The organism is Streptomyces sp. NPDC048172 (assembly GCF_043202595.1).
GTDB lineage: Bacteria > Actinomycetota > Actinomycetes > Streptomycetales > Streptomycetaceae > Streptomyces.
This window is the reverse complement of the sequence record NZ_JBIDAT010000015.1, coordinates 1-13,144: the sequence shown is the minus strand read 5'-3', so window position 1 is coordinate 13,144 and position 13,144 is coordinate 1. Positions and strand designations below refer to the sequence as shown.

The following is a 13,144-nucleotide window of genomic DNA, read 5'->3' as shown; positions in this document are numbered from 1 at the left end:
ATTCCTGTTCGGGACAATTGCTCGCACCACCCGCCGCACAGGGCCACGCGAGGCGCGCGCGTCACACATGGGCTGTGCCGTGCGCCCGCGTCACGGGCCCCACATGCCCGGTCCGTACGGCGTACCCCCTCCAACGTCCGAGGCCGGACCAGGGGTTCCCAGGGAACATACCGACTGGTTAGTCTGCCGCGACGGCAGCTGATGGCAGCTGACTGCAGAGCAACCACCAGACCGACGAGGAGGGCTCCGGAATGGGCGAAGCGGTGCGAGGCAGGACGGTCGTGGTCACGGGCGCGGGCCAGGGCATCGGCGCCGCGCTCGCGCGCCGGTTCGCCGCCGGAGGAGCGCGGGTGGCCGTGAACGATCTCGACGCCGCCAGAGCCGAGGCCGTCGCCGCCGAGATCGGCGGTGTGGCCGTGCCCGGGGACGCCTCGTCCGTCGTCGCCCCCGCCCGCGCCGCGCTCGGCGGCACGATCGACATCTTCTGCGCCAACGCGGGCTCCGCCACCGAGGGCGGCCCCGAGGCCCCCGACGCCGCCTGGGACGCCTCGTGGGACCTCAACGTGATGGCGCACGTACGGGCGGCGCGCGAGCTGGTCCCCGAGTGGCTGGAGCGGGGGAGCGGGCGGTTCGTGGCGACCGTCTCGGCGGCCGGGCTGCTGACCATGGTCGGCTCGGCGCCCTACAGCGTCACCAAGCACGCCGCGCTCTCCTTCGCCGAGTGGCTGTCGGTCACCTACCGGCACCGGGGGATCGACGTGCACGCGGTCTGCCCCGAGGGCGTCCGCACCGCCATGCTGAGCGCCACGGGCACCCACGGCGACGTCGTGCTCGCGCCCGGCGCGATCGAGCCGGAGGCCGTCGCCGACGCGCTGCTGGCGGCGATCGGGGAGGGCCGGTTCCTCGTCACCCCGCACCCGGACACGGCCCGCTACTACGCCACCCGGGCCGCCGAGCCCGACCGCTGGCTGACGGGCATGAATCACCTCCAGCAGAAGGTCGAGGCCCGGCTCGCGGAGGAGGGCGGGCGATGAGCACACCGGACGTACCGCTCCGGTACGAGGACAAGCCCTGGCTGGCCCAGCTCAACCCCGCGCAGCGCGGGCCCGTCACCCCGCCCGAGACGGTGCTGCACGCCTTCCGCGACGCGGCCCGCGCCGTGCCGGAGCGCACGGCGCTCGCCTACTTCGACGGGCGGCTCTCCTACGCCGGGGCCGACGCCCTCTCCGACGGCGTCGCCGCGCACCTCGCGGCCCGGGGCGTGGCGCGCGGCGACCGCGTCGCGCTGATGCTCCAGAACTCCCCGCACTTCGTCCTCGCGCTGCTCGGCGCCTGGAAGGCGGGCGCGACGGTCGTGCCGCTCAACCCCATGTACAAGGACCGCGAGGTCGCGCACGCCCTGGAGGACTCCGGGGCCGCCGCGCTGATCTGCTCGGACCGCGCCTGGGAGGCGTGTCTGCGGGAGACGGCCGCGCGCTCGCCCGTACGGGCCGTGCTGACCGCCTGCGAGCTGGACCTCCAGAGCCGCGACGACCCGCGCGTGCTGGGCTTCTCCCGCGCCGCCGGTCCCGGGACGGACCGGGACGGTGCGGAGGACCTGCTGGAGGCCGCCCGCCGGGGCGGACCGGCCCCGGAGGGGCGCGAGCCGACCGGCGCCGACACGGCGCTGATCAGCTACACGTCCGGCACCAGCGGCACCCCCAAGGGCGCCCGGAACACCCACGCGAACATCGCCTTCAACGCCGAGCGGCAGCGCGTCGGCGCCGCCTTCCCCGACGGGGCCTGCGTCTTCGCGCTGGCCCCGCTCTTCCACATCACCGGCATGGTCGCGCAGCTCGCCTCGTGCCTGGCCAACCGGGGCACGCTGGCTCTCGCGTACCGCTTCGAGGCGGGCGCCGTGCTCGACGCCTTCCTGGAGCACCGGCCCGTCTTCACCGTCGGCCCCGCCACGGCCTTCATGGCGCTCGCCGCCCATCCGGCCGCCACCCGCGAGCACTTCGCCTCGTTCCGCCACCTCTCCTCCGGCGGCGCGCCGCTGCCGCCCGCGCTCGTGGAGAAGTTCCGCGCCGCCTTCGGCCCGTACCTCGCCAACGGCTACGGACTCACCGAGTGCACGGCCCCCTGCGCCTCCGTCCCGCCGGGCCGCGAGGCGCCGGTCGACCCGGTGTCGGGCACGCTGGCCGTCGGGGTGCCGGGGCCGGACACGGTGGTGCGGATCCTGGACGAGGCGGGCGAGCCCGTGCCGTTCGGCGAACAGGGCGAGATCGCGGTGCGCGGCCCCCAGGTCGTGCCCGGCTACTGGCGGCGCCCCGAGGAGACCGCGGCGGCCCTGCCCGGCGGCGAACTGCGCACCGGCGACATCGGCTTCATGGACGGCGACGGCTGGCTCTACGTCGTCGACCGCAAGAAGGACATGATCAACGCCTCGGGCTTCAAGGTCTGGCCGCGCGAGGTCGAGGACGTGCTCTACGGTCACCCCGCCGTCCGCGAGGCAGCCGTCGTCGGCGTCGCGGACGACTACCGGGGCGAGACCGTCAAGGCGTACGTCAGCCTGCGGCCCGGGGCCGAGGCCACCCCGGATGAACTGCGGGCCCACTGCGCGGCGGCGCTCGCCGCGTACAAGTACCCGCGTGCGGTGGAGATCCTGACGGAACTTCCCAAGACCGCCAGTGGGAAGATCCTGCGGCGGGAGCTGCGTTCCCGCCTGTAGACCGCGAGAACGAGCACACGAACGAGAGGCAGGTGACGGCCATGACCAGGGCCGACACGAGAACCGGCACCGCCGGAGCAGAGAGAACCGCCCGGCAGCCCCGGGCGAACGGCACCGCGGCGCCCGTCCCCCAACGGCTGCTGGCCGCCGCCACCCGCCTCTTCGCCGAGCAGGGCTACGACCGCACCTCCGTCCAGGAGATCGTGGAGGCCGCGGGCGTCACCAAGGGCGCCCTCTACCACTACTTCGGCTCCAAGGACGACCTCCTGCACGAGATCTACGGGCGGCTGCTCCGCCTCCAGCAGGAGCGGCTCGACCTCCTCGCCGAGGACAAGGCCCCCGTCGAGCAGCGGCTGCGCGCGGCCGCCGCCGACGTCGTCGTCACCACCATCGACAATCTCGACGACGCCATGATTTTCTTCCGCTCCATGCACCAGCTCTCCCCGGAGAAGCAGAAGCAGGTGCGCGCGGAGCGGCGGAGGTACCACGAACGGTTCCGGGCGCTCGTCGAAGAGGGTCAGCAGAGCGGGGTGTTCAGCACTGCCACCCCCGCTGACCTCGTGGTGGACTACCACTTCGGCTCGGTGCACCACCTCAGCAGCTGGTACCGGCCCGACGGGAAGCTGACGCCACAGGAGGTCGCCGACCATCTCGCCGATCTCCTGCTGCGCGCGCTGCGTCCCTGAACGGCCCCGAGCGCCCGTGAACGAAGAGCGAGAGGTAGGGAGATCAAGTGAAGGCTTGGCGCGTCCACACGAACGGTGAACCGCGCGACGTGATGCGGCTGGAGGAGATACCCGAGCCCGAGGCGGGCCCCGGCGAACTCCTCGTGCGGGTCCGCGCCGCCAACATCAACTACCCCGACGCCCTGCTCTGCCGAGGCGAATACCAGGTCCGTCCCCCTCTCCCGTTCACCCCCGGTGTCGAACTCTGCGGCGAGGTCCTCGCCCGCGGCGGGGACAGCGGCCCCGAGCCCGGCACCCGGGTGCTGGCCCAGCCCACGCTGCCGAGCGGCGGCTTCGCCGAGCGGACCGTCGTCCGCGCCGACAGCGCCCTGCCCGTCCCCGAGTCCCTCGACGACGCGGAGGCCGCCGCGCTGCACATCGGCTACCAGACCGGCTGGTTCGGCCTGCACCGCCGCGCCCGCCTCCAGCCCGGCGAGACGCTGCTGGTGCACGCCGCCGCCGGGGGAGTGGGCAGCGCCGCCGTCCAGCTCGGCAAGGCCGCGGGCGCGACCGTGATCGGTGTCGTCGGCGGGACGGCCAAGGCGGAGACCGCCCGCGCGCTCGGCTGCGACCTGGTGATCGACCGCCGCTCCGACGACATCGTCGCCGCCGTCAAGGACGCCACCGGCGGACGCGGTGCCGATGTCGTCTACGACCCGGTCGGCGGCGACGCCTACGCCAAGTCCGTCAAGTGCGTCGCCTTCGAGGGCCGCATCGTCGTCGTCGGCTTCGCCAGCGGCGCCGTGCCGACGCCGGGGCTCAATCACGCGCTGATCAAGAACTACTCCATTCTCGGGCTGCACTGGGGCCTCTACGCCGCCAAGGAGCCCGCCGCGATCCGGTCCTGCCACGAGGAGCTGACGAAGCTCGCGGACAGCGGGGCGATCAAGCCGCTGGTCAGCGAACGGGTCGGGCTGGAGGACGCCGCGGACGCCGTCCAGCGGGTCTTCGACGGGGTGACGACGGGCCGGGTCACCGTCCACCCCTGAGACGTCCGCCCCTGAGACGTCCGCCTCTGAGACGTCCACCCCGAGGCGTCCGCCCCTGAGCCCCCGGCACAGGCGCGGTCAGCGGCGGGCCGTCACGACGGCTCGCCGCTGAGGAGCACCGCCGTGCCGTACGCGCACACCTCGGAGCCGACGTCCTCGGCCTCGCTCACGTCATATCTCATCGCCAGCACCGCGTTCGCCCCACGGAGGCGGGCCTGCTCGATCATGCGCTCCATCGCCTCGTTCCGCGACTCCACCAGGGTCTTCGTGAGGCCCTTCAGCTCGCCGCCGAACACCGATTTGATGCCCGCGCCGATCTGGCTGCCCAGGTGGCGGGAGCGCACGGTCAGGCCGAAGACCTCGCCCATCACCTGCTGCACCTGGAACCCGGGCACCTCGTTCGTCGTCACCACGAGCACGTCCTGCTGAGCGGTCTGGCCGCCGCCGAAATCTTCCATGCCCTCGACGGTAGGCGCGGCGATCAGCCCCGGCATCTGCTGACCGGCCAGAATCCCCTGGCCACCCGGCCAGGGGATCACTGGCCGGACGGCCGCCCCGCGTGTCGGCCTGGGCCTTGTGCGGCGGATCGTGGTTGCCCTCTTCTCGGGGCTGGGCAGGGGCTGCCCCGTGCCGCGCGTCGCAGGGCGCGGCTGTGTCGTGGCTTGTCGCGCAGTTCCCCGCGCCCCTAAAGGGCGCTCTCCGGAGCGCCCCGTCAGCGGAGCGCCCCGTCAGGGGCGCGGGGAACTGCGCGAGCGACCACCCCCGACCCGCGGTCTGCGACCGGCGGGCGGGGCAGCCCCTGCCCAGCAGCCACGGCAGAGGGCAACCAGGATCCACCGGACACGGCCTACGCGTAGCGCCGCAGCTCCCGGCGGGCCAGTGAGCGCTGGTGGACCTCGTCCGGGCCGTCGGCCAGGCGCAGCGTGCGGGCCGCCGCCCACAGCTCGGCCAGCGGGAAGTCCTGGCTGACGCCGCCGGCGCCGTGGAGCTGCACCGCGCGGTCGAGGATGTCCCCCACGGCCCTCGGCGTCGCGATCTTGATGGCCTGGATCTCGGTGTGCGCGCCCCTGTTCCCCACCGTGTCCATCAGCCAGGCCGTCTTCAGCACCAGCAGCCGCAGCTGCTCGACCTGGACCCGCGCGTCGGCGATCCACTCGTGCACCACGCCCTGCCGGGCCAGCGGCTTGCCGAAGGCCGTACGGTCCAGCGCGCGGCGGCACATCAGCTCGATGGCGCGCTCGGCCATGCCGATCAGCCGCATGCAGTGGTGGATGCGGCCCGGGCCCAGCCGGGCCTGGGCGATCGCGAAGCCGCCGCCCTCCTCGCCGATCAGGTTCCGCGCGGGCACCCGCGCCTCGTGGAAGACGACCTCGGCGTGGCCCCCGTGGTAGTGGTCCTCGTACCCGTAGACCCGCATCGCGCGGCGCACCTCGACGCCCGGGGTGTCGCGCGGGACGAGGATCATCGACTGCTGGCGGCGCACGTCCTCGCCGTCCGGGTCGGTCTTGCCCATCACGATGAAGATCTTGCAGTCGGGGTTCATCGCGCCCGAGATGTACCACTTACGGCCGCTGATCACGTAGTCGTCGCCGTCGCGCCGGATGAGCGTCCCGATGTTCGTGGCGTCCGAGGAGGCCACGTCGGGCTCGGTCATCGCGAAGGCGGAACGGATCTCCCCGGACAGCAGCGGCTCCAGCCACTGCCTGCGCTGCTCGGGCGTGCCGAACTCGGTGAGGACCTCCATGTTCCCCGTGTCCGGCGCCGCGCAGTTCAGCGCGGTCGGCGCCAGCCGGGGGCTGTGCCCGGTGATCTCCGCCAGGGGCGCGTACTGGAGGTTCGTGAGCCCCGCGCCGTAGCTCGGGTCCGGCAGGAAGAGGTTCCACAGGCCGAGCTTGCGGGCCGTGGCCTTGAGCTCCTCCACCACGGGCGGCGTACGCCAGGGCGAGTCCTGCGCCTCACGCTGCTCGTCGGCCGCGGCCTCCGCCGGGTGGACGTGCTCGCGCATGAACGACCAGAGCTGCGCGCGCAGTTCCTCGGTCCGGGTGTCGAAGGCGAAGTCCATCTCTCAGCCCTTCCGCAGCGTGGTGAGTCCGTTGTCGATGAAGACCGGGACGAGATCGCCGATCCGGTCGAAGCCCGCGCCCACGGTCTGGCCGAGCGTGTACCGGTAGTGGATGCCCTCCAGGATCACGGCGAGCTTGAAGTACGCGAACGCCGTGTACCAGTGGATACGGGACACGTCCCGGCCCGACGCGCACGCGTACCGCTCGATCAGCTCGGCCGCTTCCGGATGGCCCGGCGCGTGGCTCGTGGTGCTGATGGGGGAGCCGGGGACGTCGAGACCCTCGCTGTACATGGCCAGGAGGCCGAGGTCGGTCAGCGGGTCGCCCAGGGTGGACATCTCCCAGTCGAGCACGGCCGTGACCCGGTCGGCCTCGTCCACCAGGACGTTGTCGAGCCGGAAGTCGCCGTGCACGACCGTCGGCCGGGGGGACGCGGGCAGCTTCTCGCCCAGCGCGGCGCGCAGTTCGTCGATACCGGCCAGCTCGCGGCTGCGCGAGGCCTCCAACTGCTTGTTCCAGCGCCTGAGCTGCCGCTCCAGGAAGCCGTCCGGCCGCCCGAAGTCCCCCAGCCCCACGCCCTCCGGGTCCACCGCGTGCAGCGCGACGAGCGTGTCCGGCAGCGCCAGCACCACCTCGCGGGTCCGTTCCGGGCCGAGCGGAGCCAGCTCCTCCGCCGTGCGGTACGGCGTCCCGTCCACGTGCTCCATCACGTAGAACGGCGCGCCGATCACCTCCGGGTCCTCGCACAGCAGCACCGTCCCCGGCACGGGCACGGGGGTGTCGTGCAGGGCGCTGATCACCCGGTGCTCGCGCCCCATGTCGTGCGCGGTGGCGAGCACATGGCCGAGCGGCGGGCGCCGTACGACCCACCGGGACGTCCCGTCCGTCACCCGGTACGTCAGGTTGGAACGGCCTCCCTGGACCACCTCGGCGCTCAGCGGCCCCTGGACGAGCCCGGGGCGCTCACGCGCCAGATGCCCGGCGAGCCTGTCGAGGTCGAGCCCCGGCGGGTGGGCCGCTTCGCTGTCTGCTTCGCTCATCGTGTGCGCGCTCCTCTGCGTCGGTCGTACCGATCATGCCGACTAGTCGGTATGGAGTCCAGGGGTCGTCCGGATCCGGAAGAACGGGGTGGAGGGCGGGCGCGCCGGGATGTTACCGTCGCGCTCATGTCCAGCCCCGAGGCGAATCAACGCTAGCCACCGGTCGTCCGGTGGCTGACCCGCTGTCGTCGCTCCAGTAGGCACTGTTGACGCGCGACCGCCGTCCGCCCTTGCCGGACCGCCATTTCACGGGCTGTTTCTGACGCCTTCCCGCGTGTTCTGACGTTCGACGTCATCTTCCGTTCCCCGGTGCCGTACCTGCCGTATCTGCCGTACCTGCCGTACGTCCGCACGCCCTCTTCTGTCTGTTTTCTCCCTTCATGGAGCCTTTTCATGCCATTTGCCGTCTATGTGCTCGGGCTGGCCGTCTTCGCCCAGGGCACGTCGGAGTTCATGCTCGCCGGGCTCGTGCCCGGCATCGCCGAGGACCTCGGTGTCTCGCTCGGCGCCGCCGGACTGCTGACCTCCGGGTTCGCCGTCGGGATGGCGGTCGGGGCGCCCCTGATGGCGCTCTTCAGCCGGAACTGGCCGCGCCGCAGCGCGCTGCTGGTCTTCCTCGGCGTCTTCGTCGCCGTCCATGTCGTCGGCGCCCTCACCCCCAACTACGAGGTGCTGCTCGCCACCCGGGTGCTCGCCGCGGTCGCCAACGCCGGGTTCTGGGCCGTCGCCATGACGACCGCCGTCGGCATGGTCGACGACCGGCACAAGGCGCGGGCCACCTCCGTGGTGGTCGGCGGCGTGACGATCGCCTGCGTCGCGGGCGTACCGGCCGGGGCCGTGCTCGGCGGGGAGTTCGGCTGGCGGGCCGCGTTCTGGGCCGTCGCGCTGGTCTCGCTGCCCGCAGTCCTCGCGCTCGCGCGGGCGATCCCGGGCGGGCGTCCGGCGCCGTCGCGGGCGGGCGCGCGCGACGAACTCCGGGTGCTCGCCCGGCCGCAGCTGCTGCTCACGCTGCTGATGATGGCGCTGGTGCAGGGCGCCACGTTCTGCACGTTCACCTATCTCGCGACGCTGGTCACCGAGGTGACGGGCCTCGCCGAGGGGTGGGTGCCGGGGGTGCTCGCGCTCTTCGGCGTCGGCTCGTTCGTGGGCGTCACGGTCGGCGGACGTGTCATCGACGCGCGGCCGGTCGGGATGATGGTCGCCGGGATGGTCGCCCTCACCGTCGGCTGGACCGCGCTCGCGCTGGGCGCGGGCAGCGCGGCCGTCGTCCTGCCGCTCGTCTTCGTGCAGGGCATGCTCGCGTTCGGCACCGGGCCCGCGCTGATCACGCGCGCCCTGCGGCAGGCCGAGGCGGCGCCGACGCTCTCGGGCGGTTACGCCACCGCCGCGTTCAACGTCGGCGCCACCCTCGGCCCCTGGCTCGGCGGCACCGCGCTCGGTGGCGCGCTCGGCATCGGCCTCGGTCACCGCGCGCCCGCGTGGGTGAGCGCGGCCCTGATGCTGGCGGCGCTCGCCGTCGTCGCCCTCGCCCTGGGCACGGCGCGACGGCGCGTACGGACGGCGGCCGTCGCGTAAGGCATGCGGCAGAAGGCGCCCGGGCGCCCACGCGGGCCCGGGCGCCCACGCGCGCCCGGGTTGACCTTCTCATTGATGTGAAGGTTCGACGATGGGGCCGTACCGCACCGCAGCACACCGCGAGACGAGGTCGACTCCCATGGACAACCAGCTCTTCGACTACAGCCCCATCACCGAACGTGAGCCCCTCCGCTGGCCGGGGGACGCGCGGGTCGCGTTCTACGTCGGGGTCAACGTCGAGCACTACCAGATCGACCGGCCGTCCACGAGCATCTTCCCCGACACCCGGAACCTGGCCCCCGACCCCCTCAACTACGGCTGGCGCGACTACGGGCCCCGCGTCGGGATCTGGCGGCTCATCGAGAGCCTCGACCGGCACGGGCTGCGCGCCAGCGTGATGCTCAACTCCGATGTGGCCGCGCGCTATCCGCAGATCGTCCGCGCGGGCCTGGAGCGCGACTGGGTCTGGGCCGCACATGGCCGGAACAATTCCGTCCTGCAGGCGGACATGACCGCCGACGAGGAGCGCGCCTATCTCGCCGAGGTGGTCGGGACCATCGAGAAGGCCACCGGACGCAGGCCGCGCGGCTGGCTCGGGCCCGCCCTCACCGAGACCTTCCGCACGCCGGAACTCCTCGCCGAGCTGGGCCTGTCCTATGTGCTCGACTGGGCCAACGACGACCAGCCGTACCGGCTCAACGTGCCGGGCATGCTGAGCGTGCCGTACTCGATCGAGATCAACGACGTCCAGATGTTCGTCGGCAAGAGCCTCAGCGGGCCCGACTTCCTCCAGATCGTCAAGGACCAGCTCGCCCAGCTCTACGAGGAGTCGGCCGACAGCGGGCGTGTGATGTCCCTGGTCCTCCACCCGTTCGTCATCAACCAGCCCTTCCGGCACCGGTACCTGGACCAGGCGCTGGAACACATCGCCCAGCACCCCGGGGTCTGGCTCACCACCAGCGACGAGATCGCCGAGCACTACGCCCGTACGGTCGCGGAGTGACGCGCCTGCCAGGGCTCACGGCCCCACCGCCGCCGCGCACGGCACCGGGACGCCGCCGTTCATCTCGGCCATGTCGGCGAACGCCGCGGGCACGTCGACGGGCGTGCCCTCCGGCGCCCCCGCGCGCTCGGTGAGGGCACGGCGGAGGTTGGCGACCAGGCGCTCGCGTTCGGGGAGCCCGGCGAACTCGCCGAGGTCCGCCTCGCGGGCCGCCTCCAGCGGGGAGAGACCCCGGGCGTGCGCGTCGCGGGCCAGGCCGTCGACGAACCGCAGATACCGCTCCACCTCGTCGTACACCTCGGGCCCGCCCAGCGGTCCGTGGCCCGGGACCACCGTGTGCGCCTCCAGCGCGCGGAGCCGGTCCAGGGCGCGCAGGGACCCCGTGAGGGAGCCCATCAGCACGAAGGGCGTACCACCGTGGAAGACCAGGTCACCGGTGAAGACGACGCCCTGCTCCGGCAGCCACACCACCGTGTCGCCCGTGGTGTGGGAGACGCCGGGGTGGAGCATCCGGACCTCGGTCCCGCCGACATGGAGCGTCAGCTCGCCCTCGTACGTCAGCGTGGGCGGGGAGATCACGATCTCCCCGAAGTCGACGTCGGGCCACATGGAGTGGAGCTGGCGGCCCGCGCGGAGCACCTCGGCGCGGCAGGACGTGTGGCCGACGACGGTCGCGCCGGGCGGCTCCGCGGTGAACAGGGAGTTGCCGTAGGTGTGGTCGCCGTGGTGGTGCGTGTTGACGACGAGGCGCGGCAGCGGCGCACCGGAGGCGAGCAGCGCCTCGCGGAGCGCCAGGGTGCGGCGCTCGGTCGCGGCGGTGTCCACGAGGAGCGTGGTCGTGCCGTCGGTCACCCACCCGGCGTTGTTGAGGCACCAGCCGCCGTGCGGCTGGACGTAGGCGTGCACGCCGGGGGCGAGTTCGCGGCGGAACGGGGCGCCGGCGGCGGCTTCAGGCACGGCTTCGGCGGCGGCGGTTTCGGAGGCGGCGGCTTCAGGGGCGTCGGTCATGCGGCTGATGCTGCCCGGCTCCCGCGCGTTTCAATGCCGCCGCGGCCGCCTCTTCCGTCTCCTCCGGAGGGCCGTCCACCGGGACCGCCGCGCCGCGCTCGTCCTCCTGGAGCCGCTCCAGCGCCTCGAACTGCGAGCGGAGCAGGCTCGCGGGCATGAAATGGCCCTTACGGGCGCGCAGCCGCTCCGCGATCAGCTCCTCGGGCCCGTCGAGGTGGAGGAAGAAGAGCGCGGGCGTGGCCCGGCGCAGCCGGTCGCGGTATCGCCGCTTGAGCGCCGAGCAGACCAGCACCCCGCCCTCTCCCGACCGGACCCGCTCGCTCAGCCAGTCGGCCATCGCCGCCAGCCAGGGGGTACGGTCCGCGTCGTCGAGCGGCTGACCGGCCGCCATCTTCCGGATGTTCTCCGGCGGATGGAAGTCGTCCGCGTCCGCGAACGGCAGCCCGAGCCGCCCGGCGAGCCGCTCCCCGACGGTGCTCTTCCCGCTCCCCGACACACCCATCACCACGACCAGCGGCTTCACAGCAGCATCACTCCCACGGCGACCAGCAGCAGGACGCAGGCCAGGGTCGCCCTCATCTCTCCGGTGCGCAGGGCGCGGGGTGTCTCGCGGGTGCCCAGCTCCTGGATGCGGCGGTGGGCGACGACCAGGAACGCCAGCCAGGCGAGCGCGGCGAGGGCGACGCCCGTGAGGGCGAGGGGGCCCGTGTCGCCCGCGACCACCGTGCGGAGGGCGAGGCCGACCGAGACGGCGAACGTCAGGGTCGTACGGCGCCAGGCCAGGCGGGTGCGCTCCGGCTGCGCGCCCGGGTCGCGGACGGGGCGGTCCGGGGCCTCCGTCTCCGGCGGCGTGGTCACTTCCCGGCCCAGCCGAACGCGACCACCACGATCACCGCCAGCGCGGCCACCGCCGTGCCCGCCGCGAGCAGGACGGGGAAGCGCGAGGTGGGCAGGTCCTCGCCGCGCCGCATCGCGCGCTCGCAGCGCAGCCAGTGGTTCACCGCGCGGAACGCGCAGGCCGCGGCCCCCGCCAGCAGGACGACCGCGATGGTGGTGCGGACGCCCCACCGCAGCCCCGTCAGGAACTGGTCGACCGCGATGCCGCCCGCGACGAGTGCCAGCGCCGTGCGGACCCAGGCGAGGAACGTACGTTCGTTGGCGAGCGAGAAGCGGTAGTCGGGGGTGGTGCCCTCCGCCTTGATGCGCTGGGGCGCGAACCAGAGGCGGAGGGTCTCGGCGAACCGGGTGATCATGTTCCGAGCCTACGTCCGCCCTTCGCGCAGGAGCCGCAGGCGTCGGTGGCACTCCAGCCCGTCCGGCACCACGTCCCAGCCGGGAAGGGCCCGCTCCAGCTCGTCCGGGGCCATCCAGTCCCACCACGCGACCTCCTCGGCCTGCGGGCGTACGGGCAGGGTGCACACCACCTCGTAGACGGTGAGGAACCACGAGTGCTCGGCCGTGCCGAAGAGAAACTTCAGCCGCCGTTCGGGCGTCGGCAGCCCGCTGACGCCCAGCTCCTCCTCGGCCTCGCGCAGCGCCGCCGCGTCGTACTCCTCGCCCTCGCCCACGACGCCGCCCACCACCACGTCGTACATCGAGGGGAAGATCAGCTTGGTGGGGGTGCGCCGGTGGACGAAGATCCGCCCCTCGGCGTCCCGCACCTGGATCGCCGTGCTGCGGTGGCGCAGCCCCCGCGCGTACACCTCGCCGCGCGGGCGCTGCCCGACGACCCGGTCCTCGGCGTCCACGATGTCCAGCACCTCGTCCGCCGACCGTCCCTCTTCCGTCATGCCCTCCATCAGAACCTAGCCAGGGACGCCCCGCTTCAGCGGGGTGGGGGATGGCTTCAGAGCTCTGCTGTGACGTCAGCGGTGTGCATGGATCCGCGGTTTTCACCTGAGGCGACCTTTCTGCCGCACTAGACCTGTGGCGTGTGTATATTGATCGCGTGACTGTGACCAGGAAGGTTCGCCGATTCTCCGGCGGCGTGTATGACCTTGGGCTCCACGTGGTGTGGTGCCCGAAGTACCG

The 13,144-nt window shown here is 73.0% G+C and carries 14 protein-coding genes; 6 read left to right on the top strand and 8 right to left on the bottom strand.

Features of this window, described 5'->3' with window-relative positions; genetic code table 11:
* Positions 1–251: 251 nt before the first annotated feature.
* The 4 genes from ACGF3A_RS41465 to ACGF3A_RS41450 are packed head-to-tail and all read left to right on the top strand — an operon-like array spanning position 252 to position 4,424.
* Positions 252–1,034 carry an SDR family oxidoreductase gene (locus ACGF3A_RS41465; RefSeq protein WP_393736032.1) on the top strand — a complete coding sequence of 261 codons (783 nt, stop codon included), beginning with the start codon at positions 252–254 and terminating at the stop codon, positions 1,032–1,034.
* Positions 1,031–2,710 carry a class I adenylate-forming enzyme family protein gene (locus ACGF3A_RS41460; protein ID WP_393736030.1) on the top strand — a complete coding sequence of 560 codons (1,680 nt, stop codon included), beginning with the start codon at positions 1,031–1,033 and terminating at the stop codon, positions 2,708–2,710. The genes ACGF3A_RS41465 and ACGF3A_RS41460 overlap by 4 nt, the downstream gene beginning before the upstream one ends.
* A gap of 41 nt (positions 2,711–2,751) precedes the next feature.
* Positions 2,752–3,396 (top strand): TetR/AcrR family transcriptional regulator, encoded by a 645-nt coding sequence (locus tag ACGF3A_RS41455; RefSeq protein ID WP_393736028.1) that lies wholly within the window; start codon positions 2,752–2,754, stop codon positions 3,394–3,396.
* A gap of 47 nt (positions 3,397–3,443) precedes the next feature.
* Positions 3,444–4,424 (top strand): NADPH:quinone oxidoreductase family protein, encoded by a 981-nt coding sequence (locus ACGF3A_RS41450; RefSeq protein WP_393736026.1) that lies wholly within the window; start codon positions 3,444–3,446, stop codon positions 4,422–4,424.
* Between the two features lie 92 nt (positions 4,425–4,516).
* On the opposite strand, the gene ACGF3A_RS41445 is transcribed toward ACGF3A_RS41450, so the two are convergent.
* The 3 genes from ACGF3A_RS41445 to ACGF3A_RS41435 all read right to left on the bottom strand — a co-directional run bounded on the left by ACGF3A_RS41445 (position 4,517) and on the right by ACGF3A_RS41435 (position 7,527).
* The gene (locus tag ACGF3A_RS41445; protein ID WP_393736024.1) at positions 4,517–4,882 is read right to left on the bottom strand and encodes a YbjQ family protein; all 366 of its coding nucleotides are present in this window, start codon (positions 4,880–4,882) and stop codon (positions 4,517–4,519) included.
* Between the two features lie 389 nt (positions 4,883–5,271).
* Positions 5,272–6,486, bottom strand: a complete 1,215-nt coding sequence (locus ACGF3A_RS41440) for an acyl-CoA dehydrogenase family protein (RefSeq protein WP_393736022.1) — start codon at positions 6,484–6,486, stop codon at positions 5,272–5,274.
* Between the two features lie 3 nt (positions 6,487–6,489).
* Entirely contained in the window at positions 6,490–7,527 is a 1,038-nt protein-coding gene (locus tag ACGF3A_RS41435) for a phosphotransferase family protein (RefSeq protein ID WP_393736020.1), read from the bottom strand.
* 393 nt (positions 7,528–7,920) lie between these two features.
* Here ACGF3A_RS41435 and ACGF3A_RS41430 point away from each other — a divergent pair, with 393 nt between their 5' ends.
* Both ACGF3A_RS41430 and ACGF3A_RS41425 read left to right on the top strand, forming a co-directional pair.
* Entirely contained in the window at positions 7,921–9,102 is a 1,182-nt protein-coding gene (locus ACGF3A_RS41430) for a Cmx/CmrA family chloramphenicol efflux MFS transporter (RefSeq protein ID WP_393736018.1), read from the top strand.
* A gap of 139 nt (positions 9,103–9,241) precedes the next feature.
* Positions 9,242–10,105 carry a polysaccharide deacetylase family protein gene (locus tag ACGF3A_RS41425; protein ID WP_393736016.1) on the top strand — a complete coding sequence of 288 codons (864 nt, stop codon included), beginning with the start codon at positions 9,242–9,244 and terminating at the stop codon, positions 10,103–10,105.
* 15 nt (positions 10,106–10,120) lie between these two features.
* Here the strand turns inward: ACGF3A_RS41425 and ACGF3A_RS41420 are convergent, their stop codons facing one another.
* Genes ACGF3A_RS41420 through ACGF3A_RS41400 form a run of 5 tightly spaced genes read right to left on the bottom strand, consistent with a single transcriptional unit; the run spans position 10,121 to position 12,903 of the window.
* Positions 10,121–11,113 carry an MBL fold metallo-hydrolase gene (locus ACGF3A_RS41420; RefSeq protein ID WP_393736014.1) on the bottom strand — a complete coding sequence of 331 codons (993 nt, stop codon included), beginning with the start codon at positions 11,111–11,113 and terminating at the stop codon, positions 10,121–10,123.
* On the bottom strand, positions 11,097–11,615 hold the full coding sequence (locus ACGF3A_RS41415; RefSeq protein ID WP_393736230.1) for a gluconokinase: 519 nt from the start codon (positions 11,613–11,615) through the stop codon (positions 11,097–11,099). The genes ACGF3A_RS41420 and ACGF3A_RS41415 overlap by 17 nt, the downstream gene beginning before the upstream one ends.
* A gap of 17 nt (positions 11,616–11,632) precedes the next feature.
* The gene (locus ACGF3A_RS41410; RefSeq protein WP_393736012.1) at positions 11,633–11,971 is read right to left on the bottom strand and encodes a DUF202 domain-containing protein; all 339 of its coding nucleotides are present in this window, start codon (positions 11,969–11,971) and stop codon (positions 11,633–11,635) included.
* Entirely contained in the window at positions 11,968–12,366 is a 399-nt protein-coding gene (locus ACGF3A_RS41405; protein ID WP_393736010.1) for a YidH family protein, read from the bottom strand. Before ACGF3A_RS41405 ends, ACGF3A_RS41410 begins: the two co-directional genes overlap by 4 nt.
* 9 nt (positions 12,367–12,375) lie before the next feature.
* Positions 12,376–12,903 carry an NUDIX domain-containing protein gene (locus ACGF3A_RS41400; protein ID WP_393736008.1) on the bottom strand — a complete coding sequence of 176 codons (528 nt, stop codon included), beginning with the start codon at positions 12,901–12,903 and terminating at the stop codon, positions 12,376–12,378.
* Positions 12,904–13,144: the final 241 nt, after the last annotated feature.